Genomic DNA, 24,213 nt, shown 5'->3' with positions numbered 1-24,213 from the left:
TTATCCGTTCATAACTACTCCACCGTTTGGTGTTAGTATTTGACCTGTATAAAAATCCGCATTTTCTGATGCTAAAAATAACACAGTTTTGGCGATTTCCTCAGGTTGAGCCAAGCGCTTTAGTGGATACTTCGCTGACTCTTCCGCGATATAGTTTTCACCGAACGCTTCGAGAATGCCAGTATATGTTCCACTAGGCGCCACAGCGTTGACCAATATATTCGGTGCCAACTCTCTTGCCAAAGCTTTTGTAAAAGCATTAATACCGCCTTTTGCCGCTGAATAATGGGTGAATTCTTCACACCCAAGACTTCCTATATCTGAAGAGATGTTAATAATTTTACCTTTATTTTTTTCCTTCATTCTTTTCGCCGCTTCTCGGCAATTATAAAAGTTTCCGTAAAGATGAACCTTTATCATTTTGTCCCACTGTTCATCAGTTAAATCTGTAATAGGAGCATTCTGTGCAAACCCGGCATTGTTGATAAGAATATCTATTGCTCCTAGCTGGTTGTCCATATACTGAAACATATCCTGCACTTGTTTAGAGTCAGATACATCCGCACAATATTTTAGTGCATTCACGCCATGGTCCTTCGCTTGTAGACGAACTGTTTCCGCCTCTTGATCGCTGCCAATATAGTTTATTAGAATATTTGCTCCCTGTTCAGCAAAAGCTAAAGCAATTGCCTTGCCTATCCCCATACTAGAGCCTGTAATGAGAACATTTTTACCGGTAAGCTTTAAATCCATTAATCTTCACTCTCCAATTTAAAGTTTGTAATTAGGGACTGCAGCTTCTCCGCAGTTTGGCCTAATGAAGCAGATGCTTCTTTCACTTCTTGCATCGACACCAATTGTTCTTGTGTAGCTTGTGAGACATTCAATGAAAACTCGGTAGATTGTTGAGATGTTTTCTTAATATTATTAACGGATGCGACTACTTCTTCAGAGGATGCAGAAATTTCTTGAGATGCAGCAGAAATTTCCCGGATTTGATCTGCGACTTCATCTGCAGATTGTACAATCCTTTTAAATATCTCGCCTACTTCATTCGTATAATCCATTCCCACTCTTACGTCTTCTTTTCCTTTTTCCATCACGGTTACAGAGGCATTAGAATCCGTTTGAATCATATGAATTAGTTGGAAAATCTCTTTAGCCGACTGAGATGATTGTTCAGCTAAACGCCTTACTTCATCTGCAACGACAGCAAATCCTTTACCATGCTCACCAGCTCTGGCTGCTTCAATAGCAGCGTTTAGTGCTAACAAATTTGTTTGCTCTGCTATAGCAGTAATAATGTTCACAATGTCGCTAATCTTATTAGAATTAGCATGTAAACCATTAATAGTTTCCTCTATTTGTTCTACAGATGTATTAATTAATTGCATTTGATCAATCACCTGTTGGACAACCTTATTTCCTTGTTCAGCAGCAATTGAGGCTGTCAGAGACGATTCAGAAGCCGTATTGGCTGAATCAGCGATTTGTTGTATGCCACCTGCTGTTTCTTCCATTGCAGCTGCTGTTTCTTCAGTCATCACCAAAGAAGTTTCAGCATTTTGAGCGATATTCTTCATTTCTTTCGAAACGTTTGTTGAACTAATATACGATTCTGTCGCATTCATAGTTAGCTGATTGGCTGATGATGCAACGTGATCAGATGTATTTCTAATGTTTAATATGACATGTTGCAAATTTGAAACCATTGTTTTTATCGATTGTGAAAGTTGTCCAACTTCATCATTTGTAATCTGGAGATCAACATCGTTCAATTCTCCATTTGCCACTTGGTCTGCAACAATGACCACTTTTTTAAGTGGTAATAGAAGCCGATCAATTGTAAAATACAGCAATACTAATAAGATTAAAATTCCGATTACTGCAATAATAATCTGTTTTGTAACACTTTTTTTAATGATGGTATCAATATAATCCGCAGAATAATCAATTCCTAACACTGCAATTGTATTTCCACTTTCATCTTTAAGAGGGCTGAAAACTGTTCGCCATGATCCGAATGAGTCCTCAAAAATGCTTGTTACCTCTGATTGATCATTTTTAATTGCGAGCTTTGCAGTATCTACATGGACAGGAGCAAGATCAGTAAACAATTCCCCCGCTTCATACGCTTCATTCAAATTTTCCGTATAGCCGATAGGAGTGACACCATTATCCTCCATCTCCCATATATAACTCCAAAACATGATTCCCTGTTCTTCCCTTATGCCATCCAAGGTACTTTGCATTTTCAAAAATTCAGGATCGTCTTCCCCTTGAACTTTCAATAGACCATCTATATCTTTGGAATCTAGGTTCATGGCTGTCAATAAGCCAACACTTTTTAACTCTTGTTCTAGGTCATTTTCTAACTGGCCGTTCAATTGAGAAATACTTTGTGTCGTTAGAACAGTAAAAAGTGCTAAAACAATAATAGAAACTGTAAGTAAAAGCTTATACTTTAATGACATGTTTTTAAAAAAACGCATAATAATTATTTCCTCCTCTTCAATTTTTGTATCTTTCTTTACACATAAAAAAAGGCCCATTTCACAATGAAATAGGCAAATAAAAAAACTAGACTATTATCTAGCGTTTCTTGAGCAGCTCAGCCGTCATAGTAATAATTACTTTAGACCTGTAGCTTTGCGTCCCTACTTTTCAGTAGGTTTGCCTATAACCATCAAAAAATATACCACATAGTCTAATAGATGGCAATATGAAGTACCAAAAGATTCATAGAGTAGTATAGTGACACCGCTTAATGTCCTGCTTTCAAAACACCCAAACTAGTATATAGTCATTGGTTAAAAAAGAAAAATAGTGCCTTTACTCCCCCGACCATATTTATTTTCCGCTGTTTTAAATTGTTACATCAAATTCTTTTCAAGGATAGCATTGCTGGAAATTTCAATATCAAAAGTATTCTCATTTCTGGCAACTTCAACCTTTATTCCTCCAGGTAAGAAGCAATGCCTGATATGCTATAGAAAGGTGCTGCTATGAAAACGCTATATAAAAATGCGAATAGCTTGCTCGACCTATCTATTTGTTTATCCTGTTTCATCAGATCTATCTTGCCCTTTTACTATTGAGCATTTTTACTTTTTTCCACTAACCTGTCCATTTGGTGCAATAAACAACAAATTACATAATTCAACATTTCAATAATCAATTTGTTGTTATTGCTTATCGTCAAAAATTATTTCTATTTCTGTTAAACAAAAGTTTTAGATACTGAAAATTTCACAACCATTTTTCCGTGCAAAATACTTTTTTGGCACCTGTATCTAACTTCACTCGTTTGCCAATAGCTAATGGATGCATTGGATGGGTGTGGCACGTATCGAACTCAGCTAAAATGGGAATATCCATCCCATCTAATTGCTCTATCAGTAAGTCCAATGGCTGCTTGCCAGTACCTAAATCATCATACTGTTCATGTTTACCTAAAATAATACCAGCAACTTTATCAAAAAAACCTTGCACTTTTAGCATTGCAAAATTCTTCTCAACAATTGAGGCATTTTTCATACAATCCTCAATTAATAAAATATCGCCTTGTTTAATTGTAGGGAAATAAGAAGAGCCAATAAATCCATACATCGAATTCACATTGCCACCTATTAATCGTCCTTCTGCAACACCACTATGTCCAGTCACCCACTTATTATTAAAAAGCGTTTTCTCTGTCGTTTTTTCTAACCAGTTCACAGGCTCATCAGACCAAAATGGAGACATTGGCACTTCATAAGGTAGCTCTGTCTCTTTCATAAAATATTGTTCGAAATATTGATAAGTATCATTTACTAGTGGTTCAAATTCACCGAACGAAGGTATTAAAGCAGGTCCATAATATGTTGAGATACCTGTTTTTGCATAAAGGGCGAGTAAAACAGCCGTTGCATCAGAATACCCAACGACTAGCTTTGGATTTTGCTTAAATGCTTCATAATCAATATATGGCAGCATGCTATTAGAGTTCGTGCCACCAATTGTGGACATAATCATCTTTATATTCGGATTTCTTAATAGCTCATTTAGTTCATCTGCGCGTGCTTTAGGTGAACCAGAACGATAAACATCAGACTGTCCTGTCAATTTACCTTCTACAATAACAAACCCTTTTGATTCTAAAAATGCTTTTGCACGTTCAAACCGTTGCAACGCAGTAACAGTTGCGGGTGAAGATGGTGTGAATATACCGATTGTATCTCCCTTTTCTAATCGTTTCATCATTAATTATCCCCTTTTTTCATAATTTAGATAGCCCAAAAAACTTAAGAATTTTCAATTTAATAGTGAAGTATACAACTTAAATCTTGACTTATAATCACGAATACTTGTTATTATACTCCATCTATTTAATAGTTTCTATTGAATTTCAGAATAATCGATTTTCGACTCACCTATGCTTTCATGTGAACAATATGAAGAGGTCGAGCCCCAGAAACTCCTCATTTTTAATAACGATGCTCTGTTTGTCGAATAAAAAATCATTTCAAATGGCTATTGTGTTGCTTTGTAGACACTATCTTCCCCTTACAATCACCCCTAATGCTATTGTTTTCTTCTACTTTCAATAACTCCTCTTTTGATCCTATTATGAAAACTCCAAGTACTATCCCCTTTTTTATTTTCCATTTTCTTACAACTTATTCACTATATAATCATAGCTTCCACTGTTTTTAATTCCTTTGCTAAATCAAGGTGATTTTTCTCGTTTTGTGCTTTGCTTTCTTCCCATTGTCCAGTTATTGCATGAAAATCGTATAGAAGTCTTGCTGTATCACCTAAATCATGCAAACTTTTCATGCTCGGTATGTCTGAATGAGGCAAGGTCTTATAGGATAGTTCGCTAGCAAAATATATGAACTCCTTTTCCAGTGCGTAAAACAAGTTATATACAATTAATTAAGTATTTCTTCCCACTCGTCTGAGCATACTAACGGGCAAGGCTTATACAGCATTGTTGCATTATTCATGCATGCAACATTCCTAAAAAATTAATGCTTTTAACCATTGTTTATGTAAAACTTTAAGGAGGATATTTATTGTATGTATGATGTTGTTATTATTGGCGGTGGTCCGTGTGGCTTATCAACGGGTCTTGCTCTACAAGAAAAAGGACTTTCTTATGTGATTATTGAAAAAGAGGCGATTGTCAATTCCATTGTCAACTGTCCATTACACATGACTTTCTATAGTACTTCTGACCGCTTAGAAATCGGCAACATTCCATTCCTATCTCAAGATGTCCGTCCAAATCGAACTGAACTATTAAAATATTATCGTCTTGTAACTGAGAGACAAGAAATTAATATTAAGTGCTATCAAAAGGTTAATTCTATTTCAAAGAATGCAGCATCCTTTACTGTCCACACAGAAGATCGTAATGGCAACACCATTCCTTACGAAGCGAAGATGATTGTTATTGCAACAGGAATTTTCGATACGCCAAGACAATTAGGTGTAGACGGAGATAATTTAGCAAAGGTATCTCATTATTATAAAGAAGGTCATCTCTATTATGGACAACATGTTACAGTAGTTGGTGGTAAAAATTCGGCGATTGAAGCTGCTATTGATCTTTATCGTAATGGGGCCAAGGTTACACTTGTGCATCGTGGAGAAACGGTCTTAGAAGGCATAAAACCATCGTTATTATTAGATATGCGTAACCTTCTTAAAAAAGGAAAAATTGATTTTTATCCCAATTCCAGTATTGCTACTATCGATGAATCAACCATTTGCATAAACTCTTCTAACGGAACAGTTACACTTCAAAATGACTATGTATTTTCCCTCATCGGTTATCAACCCAATATTTCACTGCTTCAAAGCATTGGAATTCAAACCGACCTCTCTTCATTAGTTCCTTCCTTTAATCAAGAGACATATGAATCGAATGTCAAGAACGTATTTCTTTCTGGCGTTGTAACGGGTGGCATTACAAATCGTGTTTACATTGAAGACGGACGCTTTCATGGCATGAAAATCGCAAATGAAATTGCAGAACGTCCGTCCTATGTTCAAAGTAACTTATGATGTTAAAAGCTCACCAAATCACAATTAATGTGACTTGGTGAGCTTTTTTCAATTACAGATGATTTATATTTAAACCCTGTCTAATCCCCTGAATAATAGGCTATCTAGTATCGTTTTTTATTATTCAATTCCATATCCTATTACTTTCCCTTCCACTTGACTTAATGATAAAGATCCGAAGTGACGGCTGTCTATACTTCTCCACCACTGGTCCCCCAGGACAAATACTGTGCCTTCTGGTACTAAAATGGTTTCCATGCTTTCTTCAAAGTCTTCTTCAGTCATAGAGGAATTTTGAGAATCGACTGTTTCCAAATACTTTTCCTTATTCATTCCTCTTACGGTTGGAAATGAATAAAAAGACTCTAGTTTCATTTCATCAATATATACCTGACCTTCTCTAATTTCAATTCTCTCACCTGGTAAGCCCACAACTCTTGATATATAATTTCCTGCTAGATTTAAATTTGGATTTCCATTTGAATACTTCGGTGTTGTAAAATAAATAACGTCCCCGCGTTGAAATCCTGAGACTCCCGGCTCTACTACAATTCTTTTTCCAGTACCTATTGTTTCATAATCGCGATTTCCTTTGTCCATATTATCTATTCCGTATTCTACAGTGATCATATTTGACTCTACTTCGACAATTGGAATTACGGGGACGGTTTGATCATCAATGATTGTTTTCTGACTTTCAACTTCAGATGTATACTCTTTAATCGTCATCATTAAAAATAGTCCAACAGCAAAGATGGCAAAGCTAGAAAAAATTAGTGAGAGCATGTTAAATTTCTTTTTCCCACTTTTAGCAATGACTTTCTCCAAGCTAATCATTCGATCAGTTTCTAGTCTATCAACATCCTTCAACTCGTTAAACTCACCATCAAATTCATCGAAGTCATTCATCCGTTCTCCCCCTCCATTCTGTACATTTCTTTTTTCAGCGCAGCAAATGCCCGCACCATTGTTGATTTCACCTTTGTCTCAGTCCACCCTAAGATATATGCTGTTTCTTTGATCGAGCTTTCGTTGATTTTCCGTAAAATAAGGACGTCACGATAGGTTGGCTTCAAACTAGTTAGTGCATTGTACAACCTTGTATTCAGATCTTTTTTCAGTAATTCATCTTCCGGCGAAAGATTGCTTGTATCCACACTTACCTCTTTATCAAGACTGAAAAATCGAATGATCCTTTTCCGCCTGAAATGATCATACGTAGCATTTCTAGCTATCTTCAAAAGCCATGTCGACATACTAGCTTGTTTATTGAACGTATGAATATTTTTGAACGCTCTATAAAAAGTTTCTTGGGTCAGATCTTCCGCCAACTCCTTCTGACGGACTTGTAAAAAGATATATCGATAAATGCGATCACTATATTCTACATAAAGCTGTTCTAGACTTTGCTCCACTGCCCCTCCCCCTTACTAGACGAACTACTTTCAAAAAGGAGTCGAAAATATGAAATAATGTGCCTGCTTTCCCTTCAAGTAGTTATAGGTTGACTCATCCCAACAGTTTTGACGATTGCTATGACAGTTCAAGCTTACACTGACAGTTTTAATGGTTGCCATGACAGTTCGCGTACTTGCCATTACAGTTTCATCGATTGCCATGACAGTCCAAGCTTACACTGACAGTTTTAATTGGTTGCTATGACAGTTCGTGTACTTGCCATGACAGTTTCATCAATTGCCATAAGCTATGGCAAAATGCTTGTAGAATTAAATATCAAAAAAGACATGCACCAGTTAGATGCACGTCTTTTCCTATGTATCGCGGGTTATCTACCAAAGCATCGGTTTTTGAACCATGAGCCAGAGCATGATTAGCATAAGGCCGATATAGAGCCATGAAGTACCATTTAAACGATCGAGTATCTTATTTTTATCAGCATCTGGATTCTTAAATCTTCGTAGCACAACCGTAAATCCTCTTGCTAGGAAAACTCCAGATAGTAGCAAAACAGCAAGCGTCATGATTACCCATGATGTATACCATGGCCAAGGTCCAAATACCAATAGAAGGACACCCGTGTAGACGAGAACATGTCCTGCATGCATGACCAAGCGAATGATGACATTGATAATAGACAAGTAGACTTGCTCAATGTCCGTTTCAACGCCACGCACTCGCTTAATAATCGGCATCAATAGAAATAATGGACCTATGGCAAGGACAGCACTGATAACATGCAAAAAGACAATCGCGCCATAGATTCCTGAATTCATTCAGAACATCATTTCTCTACTGGGCTATATTCATGCACCCAAACACTCATCGCCGGTAACCATGGCATTTTATCATGCATCGCGAGAATAGATTGTTTGTATTCTTCCATCGTTGTGTAACCTTCTTGTTGTGCATGTTCGTCCGTCATTTCGCCGAGCGTCTGTGAATAAATTGTATCTACTTTAAACTCTTTACCGTCGAGTACCATAATTTCACCAAGATCTGCATAAACACCATTACGGCGAGTAGCTGTCTTTTCGCCATTCAGCACTTTTTTAACATCTTTGGGTATCGTAACTAGCTTTTCAATCGTACATGTTTTTTTAGGTAGTACTACATTTGATTGTTCACTCATGTAAATCGCCTCATTTCATAAAATAACATCTCCTCTATCATAACTATTGTTAACAATTTTAGCGAGGTTCTCGATCTGAGACAAAAAAGATAACCAAGCGTATCGGCTATCTTTTCGTATATTTTAGTTATGAAATTAAGTTCAAAAACTGTCGGGTTCGTTCTTCTTTTGGATTTGTAAATAGTTCGCTCGGTTTATTTCGCTCAACTACTTTTCCATTATCTATAAAAATAACTTCGTCGGCTGCGTCTTGTGCAAAACGCATTTCGTGTGTAACGACAACCATGGTCATTCCTTCATTGGCAAGATCTTTCATGACCTGCAGCACTTCACCGACTAATTCAGGATCTAGCGCAGATGTAGGCTCATCAAACAGCATTACTTTTGGTTCCAATGCCAACGCCCTTGCAATCCCTACCCGCTGCTGCTGCCCCCCTGATAGTTGAAAAGGATAGAAGTCGAACTTATCACCTAATCCAACCTTATTTAACAAGTTCTCAGCTTTTTTCCGTGCTACATCTTTAGCTTCTTTTTTTACGATGACTGGCCCTTCCATCACATTTTCAAGAGCAGTCTTATGAGGAAACAAATTATAATTCTGAAACACCATACCTGTTTCACTTCTAAAATAGTCAATTTCTTTTTTTGCTACACGTTTAGAAAAGTCTGCTTCGTGGCCATCAAGGGTTATAGTCCCGGCTGTCGGGACTTCCAGTATATTCAAACATCTAAGCAGTGTCGTTTTACCAGAGCCTGATGGACCTATGACAACTACAACTTCCCCTTTATTCACTTCCAAATCAATTCCCTTTAACACTTCAAGGTCCCCGAACTTTTTATACAAGCCTTTTATTGAAATCATAGTTTGCACCTTCTAACAGTTGTTTTTTCAACTTATCACTTAGCCACATATCGATCCAGCCGATGTTCGATTCTGTCTTGAATTAAGGAAAGGATAAAACAAATGAGCCAATAGATAATCGCCGCTTCAGTATAAAGTAATAAAAACTCATAGTTTGCAGAAGCGATTTCTTGAGCCCTTCTAAACATTTCTGTCACTAAAATAAGCGATGCCAGCGATGTATCTTTCACAAGACTAATAAATGTATTCGATAAAGGCGGGATAGATACTCTCGTTGCTTGCGGCAAAATGATTCGCCTAAGCGTTTGGGTATAGTTCATGCCAATCGTATGTGCTGCCTCCCACTGTCCCTTCGGTATCGATTGTATTGCTGCGCGAATCACTTCTGAAGCATACGCCCCTACATTCAATGAAAATCCGAAGACGGCGGCTGGAAATGGATCTATAACTATTCCGACCGTTGGCAATCCGAAAAACAAAATAAATAGTTGTACGAGTAAAGGCGTTCCACGAATTGCAGATACATAAATTCTTGCGATAATTTGTAGCGGCTTGCTTGTTGATATTCTTCCTAACGCAGTTAATACTGCAAGAATAATTCCAAAGAAAAAAGAAAGAAACGTTAAAGGAAGCGTATAGTAAAGAGCTCCCTCCAGCAATGGCCAAAGGGATGTTAGGGCAATATCTAGAAGTCTTTGTACTTTCTCTGGGTTAGCTAAAATATTAGTTAAGGACATCTTCACCAAACCATTTCTCGGAGATTTTTAAGTATGTTCCGTCTTCAATCATTGCATTTAGTGCTTTATTTACTTCGTTAACAAGTGTTTCATTACCTTTTCTAAACATTAAACCACTTTGTGAAACGTCATCTGCTGTCGCCACAATTTGGACAGGTGCATCTGGTTTATGCTTCATAAAGTCTAAGAAAGATAAATTATCATTTATCGTTACATCTACACGTTTGGAATTGATGAGCTCAATAGCTTGGTTAAATCCTTCAACACCCACAATTTCAGCCTCGTAAGATCTTGCAGTGTCTGCATAGTTACTCGTTAACGACTGCGCAGACTTTAACCCTTTAATATCTTCAAAGCTTGTCACATCTTTATTACTAGTATTTGTAATGAGGACTGCAGATGATGAAATGTACGGTTCCGAAAAGTCATATTTCTCAATACGGTCCTCACGAATCCCTACTTGGTTTGCAATCATATCGAACCGTTTAGAGTCAAGCCCTGCGAAAATCGCATCCCATTGCGTTTCTAGAAATACAGGCTCTACCCCGAGTCGTTTCGCTATTTCTCTTGCGATTTCAACGTCAAAACCTGTAAGTTCCCCTTTATCATCATGGAATGTAAATGGTGGATATGTTCCTTCTGTCCCGATTGTTAACTTGCCTTCATCCTGTATTTTCACAAGTAAATCTTCAGTTTTCTTTCCTGAATCACCGTTTCCTTTAGACTCTTCACTACCACTTGTATTTCCTTTATTAGCGTTTCCGCATGCAGCAAGTAAAATGATTGCTGTAAATAGTAGAATTACGCGTAAACTAAATTTCTTCATACCCATTCTCCTTAATTCATATTAACTTACTTGGTTATTAGCATCATACAACATTGTATGCACTTCGTCAAAAAATAGTTTCCTCAAAAAACCTTTCCTTTATTCTTTATACCTCGGAATCCCTAAAACTAACCACATTATTCACTCTACTACTACATTTCCTTAACTAACATGTACGCGGGTGTTGAAATATTAAAAAAGGCACAGTTTCCGGATAACCGAAAACTGTGCCTTCTATTTATCAACGATTATATCTGTTTCAACAAATTCGCCATCTCAATCGCTGCATTCCCTGCATCCCATCCTTTATTGCCGGCTTTCGTTCCCGCACGTTCAATTGCCTGTTCAATCGTGTCTGTTGTCAAGACACCGAAAATAACCGGGATGCCTTCCTGCAGATTGATGGCCGCGACCCCTTTAGCCACTTCATTACATACATAGTCGAAATGCGGTGTTGCTCCGCGGATAACTGTACCAAGTGTGATAACTGCATCGTACTTACCGGAAGCCGCCATCTTCTTCGCTATTAGCGGAATTTCATAGGCACCTGGCACCCAAGCAACCGCGATATCACTGTCGGCTACTCCGTGACGAAGCAATGCATCTTCCGCTCCGCTTAGTAATTTTCCTGTAATGAATTCATTGAACCTTGCTACCACGATTCCAACTTTAAGCCCTGTTCCAACTAAATGTCCTTCATAAATTGTTCTCATCATTATTCCCCCTCAATTATGCAATAAGTGTCCCATTTTATTTTTCTTTGTTTCCATATAAATTTTGTTCTCCACTTTAACAGGCGTTTCGATTTGAATGCGCTCTGTTATTTCTAACCCGTGTCCTGCTATTCCAGCAATTTTACGCGGGTTGTTCGTCAGAAGATGAATCGACGTTAAACCGAGATCCCGCAGTATTTGTGCACCGATGCCGTAATCTCGAAGGTCATCTGGAAATCCTAATTTCTCATTGGCTTCAACAGTATCGTATCCTTCTTCCTGCAGCTTGTAGGCCTTCATTTTATTGACGAGACCTATTCCACGACCTTCCTGACGCATATAGAGTAAGACGCCTCTTCCGGCTTTTTCAATCTGTGCAAGTGCAGCTTGAAGTTGCGGACCACAATCACATCGACATGAGCCAAAGACATCGCCTGTCAAACATTCCGAATGAACGCGGACGAGTACATTTTCAGCATCTTCGATATCACCTTTTACCAAAGCAATATGTTCATTCCCTGTTTCTTTTTCAACGAAAGCGACTGCTTTAAAATCTCCAAAATCTGTTGGCAGACTAATATCTACAATGCGCTCAACAAGTTTTTCATTGATGCGACGATAAGCAATTAGTTCCTGAATTGTTAAGATAACAAGATCAAATCGTTCAGCTATCTCTTTCAACTGTGGACCTCTCGCCATTGTCCCATCTACGTTCATAATTTCACATATGACGCCGACTGGTTCTGCTCCCGCGAGCTTCGCGAGGTCTACAGCAGCTTCTGTATGACCAGAGCGCTTTAGGACGCCGCCAGACTTCGCTATTAGCGGAAATATATGTCCTGGTCTTCTAAAGTCTGTTGGACCTGCTTCAGTCCCTAGCATCCTTAATACTGTTTCCGACCGTTCAAATGCAGAGATTCCAGTATGACAATCCGCATGATCAATGCTAATCGTAAATGCAGTTCCGTGCACATCACTATTATTTTCTGTCATAAGTCCGAGTTCAAGCTGTCGCGATTTCTCTTCGTCTATCGGCACGCAAATCAATCCACGGCCTTCCGTCGCCATAAAGTTAATCATTTCGGGTGTAGCGAATTCACCAAGTGCAACAAAGTCACCTTCGTTCTCTCGGTCTTCGTCGTCAACGACAATAATTGCTTTTCCTTTTTTTAGTTCTTCAATTGCTTTTTCTACGGTAGAGTACATCTGCTTTGCCCCCTTAACTGAGGAATCCACTGGCGATAAGGGTATCCATTGTTAAACCGCCAGTTGGATTCTCTTTGTCTGTAGTTATTAGCCGTTCTATATATTTCGCGAGCATATCGCATTCTACGTTCACTCGATCCCCAGCCCGTTTTCGGCCGATGATTGAGTCACCTTGCGTGACTGGAATTAATGAGATGATAAAACCAATACTCGTCACACCAAATACAGTAAGTGATGTTCCATCCACAGTTACTGAACCTTTTGGGATAAAATACTTCAATAATTTAGTTGCGATACTGATTTCCATATAGATTGCATTTTCTTTTTGTCTAACCGAAACAATTTCGCCAGTGCCATCGACATGTCCACTGACTATATGTCCGCCGAAACGACCATTCGCCGCCATCGCACGTTCTAAGTTAACTGGACTTCCCGTACGCAATGCTTGAAGCGTTGTCGCTTTAACAGTTTCAGGCATGACATCAGCTGTAAAATGATTGCTCGAGAAATCTGATACCGTCAAACAGACACCATTCACCGCCAGACTATCGCCTTTTTTAACATCGCTAAGCACTTTGCTACAACGGATTGATAGTTGCAAAGAATTCGCCGCTGGCCTAACCGCTGAAACTGTTCCTACTTCTTCAATAATTCCAGTAAACAACTGCTGTCAATCCTCCTTCAGAAACCTGGCATGAAAGCTGAAATCGTCTCCTATTTGTCGCACATCTAAAAAACGCAGGGATTCGCTTTCTGCCATTAGGTTCCAAGTATCATTCATGAACAATGAAGAACCGTTGTCGATTAATTTCGAAGCCATATACAAATACAGTTCATCTGCGAGACCTTCATTGATGAAATTGGAATGAACTTTGCTACCGCTTTCAACGAACAACGTCATGATTTCTTTATCAGCAAAACGTTTTAAAACTTCATTCAAAAAAGATACGTTTTCTGAAATCCTTTTAATTGAAACTAAAGGATGTTCAAAAAAAGTAGTTTCAGAATGTGTTGAATCGAGTGTAAAAATAACTGTTTCTACAGCGCGGTCTGTAACAACATTCGCTGATTTGGCGTCCTGAGATGCCGGTCTAAATTAATTCGAATTGGGTTCTTTCCACCATGGGGCAAACGGGTGGTGAGGAAAGGGTTATCGTGAAGTACGGTTTGTACGTCTACCAAAATAGCATCATGGGTATGGCGGAGGTGATGGACATCGGTTCGTGATGCAGCCGAAGTAATCCATTTGCTGTCCCCGTTCTGCGTTGAAAGTCTACCGTTAAGAGTTGCGGTGGCTTTCAAGGTAACGTATGGTTTCCCGTATCTGATGAAATGAAAAAATGCTTGGTTTAACTGCTCTGCCTCTTCCTGTAAAATGCCGGTAATGACTTCAATCCCAGCAACTTTAAGAAGCCCGATTCCCGCACCATTGACGGAGGGATTCGGATCGATAGACGCAACAAAAACACGTTGAATTCCAGATGAAATAATGAGATCTGTACACGAAGGTGTTTTCCCAGTATGGGCACACGGTTCCAGTGTCACGTATAGATCCGCACCAATAGAATTCGCACCTGCCATTGCCAGCGCATGCACTTCAGCATGAGGTGTCTCAGCTTTCAAGTGCGCACCAGTCCCTAAAATCCGGCCGTCTTTCACACAAACAGCACCAACAAGTGGATTCGGCGAGGTTTGTTCTGATGCACTACGCGCCAATTCAAGAGCAAGTCTCATATAATGTTGAGGGTCCATTGGCATTCCCCCTTTCGTTTTTTGAAAGGGCAGAGCCTGCAAGCACAGCACGTATATCCAAACAACTTCTCCCATCCAGACTATAACTGTCGGTGCCGGAATTTCACCAGCTCCACCGCCTTCCAAGCAAGGAAGGACGGGTCACGGACTGACGAGCTATGCTCGATCACCGCCGGTAAGGAATTTCACCTTGCCCCGAAGAGTTTGTTTATACGTGCCGACTTAAAGTTATCATACTGCTGCCATAAAATCAAAAAAGACTCAGTCTGATTGAACAAAACTGAGTCTTCTATGTATGATGAAATAAGAATACCATTGCATTTGCAACATATAATAAACCCGGGAAACCGCTGCATATTACAGCGTTCTTCCGGGTTCATTATCCTATTGCTCGCGCTTAAATAACACTGAAATTCTATTATTTATTTCTTTAAGTCTTCAATTGAATCGATGTCCATATACTTCGGTACCACTAAACCAATCTTAACGCCTTCCATATTGACGCCAAGTTCTTCGAATTTACCTTCGAATTTATCAGCGTATGTTTTAGCTGTAATTGGCAACCAAGCTGCAAGTGATGCATCTGCACTACCGTCAGCTACCGCAGTCCATAGCGGGCCTAATTCAACTTGTGTCAATGTAACCTTAAAGCCCATTTCTTCCAGAACAAGTTTCATGACGTTATGGCTTGCGATTTCGCTGTCCCATGCTGCATAAGCCAGTTTAATTTTATCGCCGTCCACCTTCTCCACACCATTTGTCCATTCTGCCACTAACTCTTCGTTTGCATCGATCCAGTTTCGTGCCGCTATTTCTTCTTTTTCACCTTCTTGTATCGCTACCATAACTTCTCCCATATCTTCCTCAGTCCATTTGAACTGTGATAGGATTTTATGTGCTTCTGGTAAATCTTCTTGCAGACCAATTCTCCCGATTGTACGGATTTGTTCTTCTCCACCATACACACCTTTTGGATCTTCAAGGTATTTCAAATCGAATTTCATGAATTTCCAATGTGGTGTCCAGCCCGTTATGATGATTGGCTGTTCTTTGTCATATGCTTTTTTTAGTGAAGCTGTCATAGCTGCGCCTGAACCTGTTGTCAACTTCCAATCTTTAAGTTCATATTCTACCAGCGCTTTTTCAGTCGCCTCCATAATTCCTGCACCTGGATCGATACCCGTAATCTTATAGTCTACTGATTCGCCAACTGTTTTCGTGGAGTCTCCGTCTGCTTCATTCTTGTCACTGCCACATGCAGCAAGTCCAACTGCAAGTAGAGCAACTGCCCCAAGTCCCAATACTTTTTTTGATAATTTCATCGTGTAATTCCCCCTTGTTTTTTCTTTCCTGCGCGTTTCGTGATGCAATAAATGATTGCTACGATCCGGTACCAATTGTGTAACAGCCATTGAAGCAATAACTATCGTGAATAGGAAAGCACAATACTTCACAATGTTTTCAGTTCACTTACCTTTTTGCCGTTCAATTTGTGTAGATACTGTTCATTCTGCATTCTCAGTTCGAAGCTTATATCATAAGAATCACACTCAATAAAACCCGGAAAACCGCTGCATATTACAGCGTTCTTCCGGGTTCATTGTCCTAGTTATTACGCTAGCTAATGCAAGTCTTGTACTATTAGAAAAACGATTTACGTTTAAATAGAAGTAGAATTCTGTTGTTTATTTCTTCAAGTCTTCAATCGAATCGATGTCCATATATTGTGGTACAACAAGACCTACTTTGACACCTTCCATATTGATGCCAAGCTCTTCGAATTTACCTTCGAATTTATCAGCATATGTTTTATGTGTTAATGGCATCCAAGCTGCAAGCGATGCATCTGCACTACCGTCAGCAACTGCAGTCCATAATGGACCTGCTTCAACTTGTGTTAATGTCACTTTATAACCCATATCTTCTAAAACAATTTTCATGACGTTATGACTAGCGATTTCACTGTCCCATGCAACGTAAGCAAGTTTGATCTTGTCGCCGTCCACTTTTTCAACGCCTTCAGTCCATACAGCCACTTTTTCTTCATTTGCTTCAACCCATTTTTGTGCTGCCGCGTCTTCTTTTTCACCTTCTTGAATAGCTACCATTATTTCTCCCATATCCTCTTCAGTCCAGTTGAACTTCGATAAGATTTGGTGTGCTTCTGGCAGATCTTCTGCTAATCCGATTCTTCCGATTGTACGGATCTGCTCTTCCCCACCGTACACACCTTTTGGATCTTCAAGATATTTCAAATCGTATTTCGCAAATTTCCAATGTGGTGTCCAACCTGTAACGACAATCGGTTGCTCTTTGTCATAGGCTTTTTTCAGTGAAGCTGTCATTGCCGCACTTGAACCTGTTGTAAGATCCCAATCTGTAAGGTCATATTCTGTAAGCACTTTTTCAGTAGCTTCCATGATACCTGCACCTGGATCGATACCTGTAATCTTATAGTCTACTGATTCACCAACTGTTTTCGTGGAGTCTCCGTCTGCTTCATTCTTGTCACTGCCACATGCAGCAAGTCCGACTGCAAGCAGTGCAACCGCTCCAAGTCCTAATACTTTTTTTGTTAATTTCATAGTTTAGTTCCCCCTTGTTTTTTCTTTCCTGCGTGTTGCGTGATGCGATCTAAAATGATTGCTACGATAACGATGGACAATCCGGTTTCAAAACCGACACCCGTTTTCAGTTGTGTAACAGCTCGGTAAACTTCTTCACCAAGCCCTGGCGCACCAACCATCGATGCAATAACGACCATCGATAGGGAAAGCATAATACTTTGATTGACACCCGCCATAATTGTCGGTTTTGCAAGCGGAATTTGTACTTTGCTCAATCTCTGCCAAGTTGTAGAACCAAATGCTTCTGTCGCTTCGATTAAATCTTTCGGAACTTGTTCAATTCCAAGCATTGTCAAACGAATTGTTGGCGGCATTGAGAAGATAACAGATGCCACAACACCTGGGACGACCCCGATGTTAAAGAAGAATATAGCTGGCAATAAATAAACGAATGCCGGCATGGTTTGCATCAAATCCAATAAGGGATTGATAATTTTTCTTGCTGTCGCTTGTTGTGATCCCCAAATACCGACTGGAATACCGATAATCAGCGCGAAGAATACAGAGGTGAGTACGAGCGCTAGCATTTGCAGCATCGGGTACCAATAGCCCAAGTAATCGATGAACAGCAAGCCGAACAATGTAAATATGGCAATGCGGCGAGTAGATACGAACCACGCAAGCAAGGCAAATAACACGGCAAGTAAAATAGATGGCACGATATCGAGCAATTCCACTGATCCTTCAACTATTCCTTTGAGAAAATCTGAAATTCCGTCAAACACTGTACCGAAAGTAAGTACGAGCCAATCGACTCCATTGTCAATCCACTCCGCAAATGGCAAACGAGGTAAATATTTATCCATTTATCTTCGCCTCCGTATCCGTTTGTTCATCGGAATCGAAAGTTCCGTTATTATTGATAAACTGATTATCACCTGATAATGCACCAATCAATGCACCACGAATAATAATTCCCTGAAGCTTGTTATTTTCATCAACGACAGCAACCGGAATAACCGCTGTCGATACGATATCGAACAGATCGATTAGTACGGTATCCAGAAGAATCATCGGAAGGTCGGTAATCATTATTTCTTCAAGTGTCTTCCCTGTTTCAATAGCCGAACTCGCATCTTGAGCCGTGACCGCACCTAAAAGACGCTTTGCTTTATCGACAACGTAAATTGAAGATATCCCAAGTTGTTTCATCATTCGAAGAGCTACTCTCGCTCCACGGTCGATTTGAACTGTCTCTGCTTTTTTCATAATATGTCCCGCTGTCAATACTTTAGATAGATCCACATCTTCAACAAAGCGTTCTACATATTCATTTGACGGACTCATCAATATCTCTTCGGGCGTACCCACTTGAACAATTTCCCCGTCTTTCATCAATGCAATGCGGTCGCCTATACGTAGTGCCTCATCTAAGTCATGCGTAATAAAAATAATTGTTTTCCCCATATCATTATGAAGTTGCAATAATTCGTCTTGCATATCTTTGCGGATTAACGGATCAAGCGCACTGAATGCTTCGTCCATCAGCAAAATATCTGGTCCATTAGCTAGCGCTCTCGCTAAACCAACACGCTGTTGCATGCCTCCGCTCAACTGGCTAGGGAATTGATCTTCATATCCTGCAAGTCCGACTAGTCCTAAGGATTCTTTCGCTTTGACTTGACGTTCTGCCTTCGCTACTCCTTGGATTTCTAAGCCATATTCCGCGTTTTCAAGAATCGTCTTGTGGGGAAAGAGTGCGAAGTTTTGAAATACCATTCCAATTTTCTTACGCCTTACATTACGGAGTTGTTCTTTATTCATCCCGACGATGTCCTCACCGTCTAGCAGGATATTGCCCATTGTTGGGTCAATCAGCCTATTCAGTAATCTAACAAGCGTTGATTTTCCGCTACCTGACAATCCCATAATGACGAATATTTCACCATCATACACATCGAATGATGCATTTTTAACCCCGACTGTTGCGCCGGTCGCTTTCAAAATCTCACCTTTTGTTTTTCCTTCTTTTAGAAGCTGGGAAGCCCGCTTCGCATTTTTACCGAAAATCTTTGTGGTGTTTATCACTTCGATTTTCTTACTGGCAATCTGATCACTCATACATACACTCCTTATATTTTAAAAACTGACGAATGTCTTCTAGTATAGCTGTCTTTTTTTTGCATTACAACCGTTTTCTCAATTTAAATGGTTTGTACAGAAAAAACTGTACGAACTTTTATTGCTACGAATTGCTTTTTAAGATAGGATATAATACGCTATAAGAAATGAGCTGGATCGGTTAATAAATGCCGGTTATAGTGGAGGGAAGACGTTGTATGAACGGTAATGAAAAACTTGAAAAAGCTCGTGAGCGGATTATTGAATCCATCGCACAAAATATACATCTTTATGGTCTTACACCTTCTGCTGGAAGACAGTATGGCACGATGTTTTTTCATAATGAGCCGTTAACATTGGATGACATGACAGAAGAACTCGGGATGAGCAAAACGAGCATGAGCACATCTGTCAGAGCACTATCCGATTTGAAGTTAGTGGAACGTGCTTGGAAAAGAGGGGTCCGAAAAGACCTTTATCAAGTGAAGGATGATTGGTATCAAAGCTTTATCGACCTATTTTCAATAAAGTGGAGAAGATCTGTTTCCTTTCATTCAGCTGCAATAAGAAGATCTTTGGCTGAACTGGAAGGACTTGTGAACGATCCCGCGATAGATGATGAATTGAGAGAAGAAGTAACTATAGATATTGAAAAATTACTATACCTACGAGATTATTACGATTGGCTTGATCGTCTTGTTGATGCTTTTGAAGATCATGATATTTTTAATCTCGTGCCAATTAAAAAGCCTGAACAGGATACGCCAAATAAGTGAACACAAGAAAAGCGGAAGGCGCCTTGGTAGACATGAAAAAGACGGCCAGTAAATAACTTGATCACACTATGGGCGCGCTACGTGTATGATTTACTTTAGATTGCTTTGAATTGAATGACTTCTATAAGATTACCGGGATATCTGAATACATTAGTACACGAAGTGCTAAAGCTTTTTGGGACAAAAGAATAGACGATTGTCTACCTGGATAAAAGCCGCCAAAGATGTAATTTTGGCGGCTGATAATTTCTATATGGTTTTTTCTTATTTATTTTAAAGAAGTGTCACTTTCTATAAGACATCACATGGATAGATGCATAATCTCTGCTAAAAGTAAGCTAGGAACAAATTGTACAGGGTACTAGAGTGCTCGAAATGTTCCAGTCAAAATGGATTTCCCAAGCCTTACTCAACAGTGTTTTATACAAATAAATGGTTAATCAACAGACGTGTCTTCTTAACTGTCTATCACATTTTTTTAATACGATTGTATCCTTTTTCCCCATATGGCTGTAACTCTTCTACCCACTTATCCAACTGCTTCTCAAGGATTTTACTTTTACTAATCCCCTGCCAATCCTTTTCATCTATCGTTTCAAGTATTTCAATTTCAAAATTGTCTTTTCCATGTTCATCCCAATCGGTTTGTAGTTCTTTATTTTTATGCCCACCGGTAGTTAACATGAATTTTAATCCGTTCAATGTTTTGAAATTCGGTGTCGAATTTACAAAAAGCTTCCCGTTCTTTACATTCTTGATTTGAAATATTCCATAACTCGGTTTATCTTCTTTCGCCTTCAATTTCATTTCTTTTTTAAAATCCATTTCATCGACATCTCCTTTTTCTAGACTTTGCACAAGGCGATATGCACTTCCTTCAGCATTACGCGTTAACACATCACGGTCGACCATCTCCCGCCGTAACAGCATATAATCTTCGAAGATCGTCACCAAAATTGCATTGACTTCACCTTCTGAATACACTTTATTCGGTTTGAAGAGCAACGCAATTTCTGCTAACAGGCGATTTTTTTCTTGCTCTTTCATACGTAGTGTTTTCAAACGCCCATCCTCCTCAGAGAAATAGCGCGCTAATTCTGTTGAAGGTTCAAATGATTTCTCATTCGGCTTATCTATATTCGGTTCATCTGTTACGATTTCTTGTTGCCGTTTCACTAAATTCATGAGAGCCAGCAGTGTTTTTGCTTGTTTTTCTTTTTTGCGTAATGAAAAACGATGATTACGAATCGTCGACATGCTTCCGATTTTCAGTTCCTGTTGAATTTCTTTATCTGAATTTCCTGCGTAAATCAAAGAAAGCAATTTCGACTGTTGGTCGGACAGCCCCGTCTGTTCCTTACCACCTGAGAGTAATCGTTCAAAAACACTGCCATGCGTCCTTTCAATATGGTGTTCCATATAACGCCAATCTGTGAAAAGTACATCTCCTACAGGATAAATGATCCCTTTTTCAACTTCTTCACCACATAATAAACAGCGATAATAACGATTCTCTTCGATGTATCCCTTTTCCATAACTTCTACCGGGTAATCTAGTGACATATCCATTTAAACATAAACACCTTTCTCTCCACACCGTTTTTATATAAACAAATATACACTTCATCTACGTTAAATACAATCTTATTTTTCTGTATAAAAAAAACCGCACTCCATAGAGCACGGTTTTTGAACATCTTAGCATTCTATTTTATTACAGTTGTATCTAACTCAATTTCTACATTTCCTTTGATAGCACGACTAATCATACAGGACGTTTCAGCTTTTTCCGCAAGCTTGTGTGCCAGTGCTTCATCCTTTTCAGTTGCGTCCTTTTTCAATACGATTTCTGGTTTATGAATAATCTTTTTATATGTAATGACACCGTTCGTTACATCGACAACACCAACTGACTCCATCGTCAAGGCGACTTTCTCCAATTTACTTCGCTCCATCATAGCCGCAAGTGTAATAATATAACATGTTGCCGCTGCACCTAGCAGCATTTCATCCGGATTTGTACCAATTCCCGGCCCGTCCATTTCGGGTGGAATTGAAATCTCCGTCTTTAAATTTCCCGCATCGATTGTTCCTATATCATTCCGTAAACCTGGCCAGTCAGCTTTTAAATGGAAGTGATGTTGTGCCATAAGAAAAGTCCCCCTTTGACTATTTTGTTTCTTTCATTATACAGGTTACTATCCGTCGATTCAGTAAATCAAATTGAAGTAGTGAATTGATTGGCGTTAACCAACAGTTTATTGGAAAGAGAAGATAACTCTGACCCCGTTTTTTCAACAGCTTGCATCGCTTCAAATTGTTCCTGAAATGCGCGCATCATTTGAGCTGCATTACTTTTATTTTTTTCGGAAACATTTTCTACTTGTTTCGTAGATGCCTCCAATAACGGTAGTCCGCTTTCCAACGAGTTCAAGTGATCTTTCATAACAAATAACCTTCGATCCAATACCTTGATTTGATCTGCAGCGGCCTTGAAATTCCCACTATTTTCTTGTGTAATACTTTCAAAATTTATTGCATCTACTTGCATCTCTTCTATATTCAAAGTAGTCCTATCAACGGATTGTTCCATTTGTAAAATAGTACCTTTAATTTCTCCTGTAGCGTTAGCCGATTGCTCCGCTAATCGTTGGACCTCATTTGCTACCACTAAGAATCCTGCTCCTGCTTTTCCAGCTCTAGTTGCTTCGATTTTCGCATTTAATGCAAGCATACGCGTTTGGTCAGTAATGCTATCAATGGTGCTAACTACACTAGAAACGGACATGAACTTTTCATGTAAGTCATCAATCGTTTGAATGACACTTTCCATACTTCGGAAGAAGATTCTCATCATTTTTGCTGCCTCGATTGTCGAAGTCTCTCCTGTTTTCACGACTTGTTTTGTAATCGTTGACTCATGAAAAACATCTTCCATTTCATTAAACAACGTAGCCATTTGAACTTTCATCTGCTGGAAGGCTTGCTGCTGTGTTGCTGATACAGAAACCGTCTCTGCAGCAATCGTCTCCAACTCTGAAACCTGAGCATTCAAATAATCATTTTTTGTCAGCAGCGCAGTTGAGCTGACGTTTAAATGACTTCCAGTCTGTGCTAGTTGTATACTAGTGTTTTTTATTTCCACGAGCATATAGGACATACTTTCAATCATCATCTTGAAGCTTTTAATGAGCGATTGGAATTCAGGTGTAGAAGATTGAATCGCCAAATCGACTCCTAAATCCCCTTCCCTGACCATGCGCATTTTTTGTTGCAATACAATTATCGGTTTCGTCATTCGGTGAATCGTCGGCGCAATCAGTAACAATGCGATGATTAACGCAATTAGGATCGATATCAAAATTTGGGTTCCCATTTCTTTCGTATCCGCCAAATAATCACTGTCCGGAACGACAATAACAAATTCCCCGCCTAACTCTTGAACACGATAATAGCTGATAGTATGCGGATTTCCTTGGATTGTTTCATGTAAAATACCTTTACTGTCTTGTTTGATTTTCTCCACAATTTGATTGGACAAACTCAGATTCGTATTTTTACTAACCGCAAAGGGAATCAGTTGATCATCTTTTGAGTAAAACATCGTTGCATTATAACCATCTTGAGTTAAGGATACATGCTGCCTCTTAACAACCTCTTCAAGAGCAGACATAAAATTTTCCTTATTCCCGATATGTATCAACATCAATGTTTTCGCTAGATCATTGACAATTGTCACCTCTCGTTCCAAATGGGAAGAGACGAGTTCAATAGTGCTTTTCGTCATTTTTTCATATGCTGTGAATCCTATTGTAACCGTGGATATTAGCAGGATTGTTAGAATTGCGAAAAGTAATCGAGTTTTAAATGTGATGTTGGTAACTCTAGAAGATACATTCGTCCAGTTTACTTTTCCAAATCTTATCTTCTTAACGACTTCTTGTGCCAATCGACTCAATTTAATAACCACCTCACAGGAATTTATACTCAATTTTCTCATATACGTGTAAAT

22 protein-coding genes, 1 pseudogene and 2 riboswitches are annotated in these 24,213 nt (G+C 39.1%); of the genes and pseudogenes, 2 read left to right on the top strand and 21 right to left on the bottom strand.

From position 1 onward, the window contains the following. From MKY15_RS14360 to MKY15_RS14350, 3 genes are all read right to left on the bottom strand, one after another. Nucleotides 1-753 carry a 3-oxoacyl-ACP reductase family protein gene (locus MKY15_RS14360; protein WP_338653052.1) on the bottom strand — a complete coding sequence of 251 codons (753 nt, stop codon included), beginning with the start codon at nt 751-753 and terminating at the stop codon, nt 1-3. Further along, nucleotides 753-2,492, bottom strand: coding sequence for a HAMP domain-containing methyl-accepting chemotaxis protein (locus tag MKY15_RS14355; RefSeq protein ID WP_342537835.1), 1,740 nt, complete (start codon nt 2,490-2,492; stop codon nt 753-755). Before MKY15_RS14355 ends, MKY15_RS14360 begins: the two co-directional genes overlap by 1 nt. Nucleotides 2,493-2,602: 110 nt before the next feature. Next, nucleotides 2,603-2,688: riboswitch (cyclic di-GMP riboswitch) on the bottom strand. A 561-nt stretch (nt 2,689-3,249) separates the two neighbouring features. Continuing rightward, nucleotides 3,250-4,239 (bottom strand): S66 peptidase family protein, encoded by a 990-nt coding sequence (locus MKY15_RS14350; protein ID WP_342539761.1) that lies wholly within the window; start codon nt 4,237-4,239, stop codon nt 3,250-3,252. Between the two features lie 822 nt (nt 4,240-5,061). Between MKY15_RS14350 and MKY15_RS14345 the strand changes: the two genes are divergently transcribed. Next, entirely contained in the window at nt 5,062-6,051 is a 990-nt protein-coding gene (locus MKY15_RS14345) for a YpdA family putative bacillithiol disulfide reductase (RefSeq protein ID WP_342537834.1), read from the top strand. A gap of 120 nt (nt 6,052-6,171) precedes the next feature. Here the strand turns inward: MKY15_RS14345 and lepB are convergent, their stop codons facing one another. The 15 genes and pseudogenes from lepB to MKY15_RS14270 all read right to left on the bottom strand — a co-directional run bounded on the left by lepB (nt 6,172) and on the right by MKY15_RS14270 (nt 19,425). Next, on the bottom strand, nt 6,172-6,960 hold the full coding sequence (lepB, locus tag MKY15_RS14340) for a signal peptidase I (protein WP_342537833.1): 789 nt from the start codon (nt 6,958-6,960) through the stop codon (nt 6,172-6,174). Then, nucleotides 6,957-7,466 carry an RNA polymerase sigma factor gene (locus tag MKY15_RS14335; protein WP_342537832.1) on the bottom strand — a complete coding sequence of 170 codons (510 nt, stop codon included), beginning with the start codon at nt 7,464-7,466 and terminating at the stop codon, nt 6,957-6,959. Before MKY15_RS14335 ends, lepB begins: the two co-directional genes overlap by 4 nt. Nucleotides 7,467-7,841: 375 nt before the next feature. Continuing rightward, nucleotides 7,842-8,285: a hypothetical protein gene (locus MKY15_RS14330; protein ID WP_067207205.1), complete on the bottom strand. Its 444-nt coding sequence runs from the start codon at nt 8,283-8,285 to the stop codon at nt 7,842-7,844. Nucleotides 8,286-8,293: 8 nt separating this feature from the next. Further along, nucleotides 8,294-8,641, bottom strand: coding sequence for an ASCH domain-containing protein (locus MKY15_RS14325; protein ID WP_067207202.1), 348 nt, complete (start codon nt 8,639-8,641; stop codon nt 8,294-8,296). A 127-nt stretch (nt 8,642-8,768) separates the two neighbouring features. Further along, nucleotides 8,769-9,503, bottom strand: coding sequence for an amino acid ABC transporter ATP-binding protein (locus MKY15_RS14320; RefSeq protein ID WP_067207201.1), 735 nt, complete (start codon nt 9,501-9,503; stop codon nt 8,769-8,771). A 35-nt stretch (nt 9,504-9,538) separates the two neighbouring features. Further along, the gene (locus MKY15_RS14315) at nt 9,539-10,240 is read right to left on the bottom strand and encodes an amino acid ABC transporter permease (RefSeq protein WP_067207199.1); all 702 of its coding nucleotides are present in this window, start codon (nt 10,238-10,240) and stop codon (nt 9,539-9,541) included. Beyond that, a complete protein-coding gene (locus tag MKY15_RS14310; RefSeq protein WP_342537831.1) occupies nt 10,227-11,066 on the bottom strand; it encodes an amino acid ABC transporter substrate-binding protein in 840 nt (279 codons plus the stop codon). The genes MKY15_RS14315 and MKY15_RS14310 overlap by 14 nt, the downstream gene beginning before the upstream one ends. A gap of 248 nt (nt 11,067-11,314) precedes the next feature. Continuing rightward, a complete protein-coding gene (gene ribE, locus MKY15_RS14305) occupies nt 11,315-11,779 on the bottom strand; it encodes a 6,7-dimethyl-8-ribityllumazine synthase (RefSeq protein WP_067207194.1) in 465 nt (154 codons plus the stop codon). Between the two features lie 12 nt (nt 11,780-11,791). Next, nucleotides 11,792-12,985 (bottom strand): bifunctional 3,4-dihydroxy-2-butanone-4-phosphate synthase/GTP cyclohydrolase II, encoded by a 1,194-nt coding sequence (locus MKY15_RS14300; protein ID WP_342537830.1) that lies wholly within the window; start codon nt 12,983-12,985, stop codon nt 11,792-11,794. Between the two features lie 13 nt (nt 12,986-12,998). Next, the gene (gene ribE, locus MKY15_RS14295) at nt 12,999-13,649 is read right to left on the bottom strand and encodes a riboflavin synthase (RefSeq protein WP_067207188.1); all 651 of its coding nucleotides are present in this window, start codon (nt 13,647-13,649) and stop codon (nt 12,999-13,001) included. A 6-nt stretch (nt 13,650-13,655) separates the two neighbouring features. Beyond that, nucleotides 13,656-14,719, bottom strand: a pseudogene (ribD, locus tag MKY15_RS14290) (bifunctional diaminohydroxyphosphoribosylaminopyrimidine deaminase/5-amino-6-(5-phosphoribosylamino)uracil reductase RibD). Nucleotides 14,720-14,796: 77 nt separating this feature from the next. Further along, a riboswitch (FMN riboswitch) is annotated at nt 14,797-14,944 on the bottom strand. A 215-nt stretch (nt 14,945-15,159) separates the two neighbouring features. Next, on the bottom strand, nt 15,160-16,059 hold the full coding sequence (locus MKY15_RS14285; protein WP_342537829.1) for a glycine betaine ABC transporter substrate-binding protein: 900 nt from the start codon (nt 16,057-16,059) through the stop codon (nt 15,160-15,162). 363 nt (nt 16,060-16,422) lie between these two features. Further along, nucleotides 16,423-17,322 (bottom strand): glycine betaine ABC transporter substrate-binding protein, encoded by a 900-nt coding sequence (locus MKY15_RS14280; protein WP_342537828.1) that lies wholly within the window; start codon nt 17,320-17,322, stop codon nt 16,423-16,425. After that, a complete protein-coding gene (locus MKY15_RS14275; protein WP_067207181.1) occupies nt 17,319-18,170 on the bottom strand; it encodes a proline/glycine betaine ABC transporter permease in 852 nt (283 codons plus the stop codon). The genes MKY15_RS14280 and MKY15_RS14275 overlap by 4 nt, the downstream gene beginning before the upstream one ends. Beyond that, nucleotides 18,163-19,425, bottom strand: coding sequence for a glycine betaine/L-proline ABC transporter ATP-binding protein (locus tag MKY15_RS14270; protein WP_342537827.1), 1,263 nt, complete (start codon nt 19,423-19,425; stop codon nt 18,163-18,165). The genes MKY15_RS14275 and MKY15_RS14270 overlap by 8 nt, the downstream gene beginning before the upstream one ends. Before the next feature lie 218 nt (nt 19,426-19,643). On the opposite strand from MKY15_RS14270, the gene MKY15_RS14265 reads away from it, so the two are divergent. After that, nucleotides 19,644-20,201, top strand: coding sequence for a GbsR/MarR family transcriptional regulator (locus tag MKY15_RS14265; RefSeq protein WP_187047173.1), 558 nt, complete (start codon nt 19,644-19,646; stop codon nt 20,199-20,201). 468 nt (nt 20,202-20,669) lie between these two features. Here the strand turns inward: MKY15_RS14265 and MKY15_RS14260 are convergent, their stop codons facing one another. The 3 genes from MKY15_RS14260 to MKY15_RS14250 form a co-directional block, all read right to left on the bottom strand. Further along, nucleotides 20,670-21,770, bottom strand: coding sequence for a DUF2087 domain-containing protein (locus MKY15_RS14260; RefSeq protein ID WP_187047172.1), 1,101 nt, complete (start codon nt 21,768-21,770; stop codon nt 20,670-20,672). A 137-nt stretch (nt 21,771-21,907) separates the two neighbouring features. Continuing rightward, complete coding sequence (locus MKY15_RS14255; RefSeq protein WP_187047171.1) at nt 21,908-22,351, bottom strand: OsmC family protein; 444 nt, start codon at nt 22,349-22,351, stop codon at nt 21,908-21,910. Between the two features lie 68 nt (nt 22,352-22,419). Beyond that, nucleotides 22,420-24,159, bottom strand: a complete 1,740-nt coding sequence (locus MKY15_RS14250; RefSeq protein ID WP_342537825.1) for a methyl-accepting chemotaxis protein — start codon at nt 24,157-24,159, stop codon at nt 22,420-22,422. Nucleotides 24,160-24,213 lie beyond the last annotated feature (54 nt).

Origin of the sequence: Sporosarcina sp. FSL K6-1540 (assembly GCF_038620285.1) — a bacterium.
GTDB classification, from domain to species: domain Bacteria; phylum Bacillota; class Bacilli; order Bacillales_A; family Planococcaceae; genus Sporosarcina; species Sporosarcina psychrophila.
This window is presented reverse-complemented; position numbering and strand designations above follow the sequence as displayed.

What these genes read in the sequence shown, in the direction of transcription:
- ribE (WP_067207194.1), bottom strand. Translation starts at nt 11,779, where the DNA reads ATGAGAACAATTTATGAAGGACATTTAGTTGGAACAGGGCTTAAAGTT.
- MKY15_RS14325 (WP_067207202.1), bottom strand. Translation starts at nt 8,641, where the DNA reads ATGAGTGAACAATCAAATGTAGTACTACCTAAAAAAACATGTACGATT.
- MKY15_RS14255 (WP_187047171.1), bottom strand. Translation starts at nt 22,351, where the DNA reads ATGGCACAACATCACTTCCATTTAAAAGCTGACTGGCCAGGTTTACGG.
- MKY15_RS14270 (WP_342537827.1), bottom strand. Translation starts at nt 19,425, where the DNA reads ATGAGTGATCAGATTGCCAGTAAGAAAATCGAAGTGATAAACACCACA.
- MKY15_RS14285 (WP_342537829.1), bottom strand. Translation starts at nt 16,059, where the DNA reads ATGAAATTATCAAAAAAAGTATTGGGACTTGGGGCAGTTGCTCTACTT.
- MKY15_RS14280 (WP_342537828.1), bottom strand. Translation starts at nt 17,322, where the DNA reads ATGAAATTAACAAAAAAAGTATTAGGACTTGGAGCGGTTGCACTGCTT.
- MKY15_RS14345 (WP_342537834.1), top strand. Translation starts at nt 5,062, where the DNA reads ATGTATGATGTTGTTATTATTGGCGGTGGTCCGTGTGGCTTATCAACG.
- MKY15_RS14350 (WP_342539761.1), bottom strand. Translation starts at nt 4,239, where the DNA reads ATGAAACGATTAGAAAAGGGAGATACAATCGGTATATTCACACCATCT.
- MKY15_RS14315 (WP_067207199.1), bottom strand. Translation starts at nt 10,240, where the DNA reads ATGTCCTTAACTAATATTTTAGCTAACCCAGAGAAAGTACAAAGACTT.
- MKY15_RS14260 (WP_187047172.1), bottom strand. Translation starts at nt 21,770, where the DNA reads ATGGATATGTCACTAGATTACCCGGTAGAAGTTATGGAAAAGGGATAC.
- MKY15_RS14320 (WP_067207201.1), bottom strand. Translation starts at nt 9,503, where the DNA reads ATGATTTCAATAAAAGGCTTGTATAAAAAGTTCGGGGACCTTGAAGTG.
- lepB (WP_342537833.1), bottom strand. Translation starts at nt 6,960, where the DNA reads ATGAATGACTTCGATGAATTTGATGGTGAGTTTAACGAGTTGAAGGAT.
- MKY15_RS14265 (WP_187047173.1), top strand. Translation starts at nt 19,644, where the DNA reads ATGAACGGTAATGAAAAACTTGAAAAAGCTCGTGAGCGGATTATTGAA.
- MKY15_RS14360 (WP_338653052.1), bottom strand. Translation starts at nt 753, where the DNA reads ATGGATTTAAAGCTTACCGGTAAAAATGTTCTCATTACAGGCTCTAGT.
- MKY15_RS14300 (WP_342537830.1), bottom strand. Translation starts at nt 12,985, where the DNA reads ATGTACTCTACCGTAGAAAAAGCAATTGAAGAACTAAAAAAAGGAAAA.
- MKY15_RS14330 (WP_067207205.1), bottom strand. Translation starts at nt 8,285, where the DNA reads ATGAATTCAGGAATCTATGGCGCGATTGTCTTTTTGCATGTTATCAGT.
- MKY15_RS14310 (WP_342537831.1), bottom strand. Translation starts at nt 11,066, where the DNA reads ATGAAGAAATTTAGTTTACGCGTAATTCTACTATTTACAGCAATCATT.
- MKY15_RS14355 (WP_342537835.1), bottom strand. Translation starts at nt 2,492, where the DNA reads ATGCGTTTTTTTAAAAACATGTCATTAAAGTATAAGCTTTTACTTACA.
- MKY15_RS14275 (WP_067207181.1), bottom strand. Translation starts at nt 18,170, where the DNA reads ATGGATAAATATTTACCTCGTTTGCCATTTGCGGAGTGGATTGACAAT.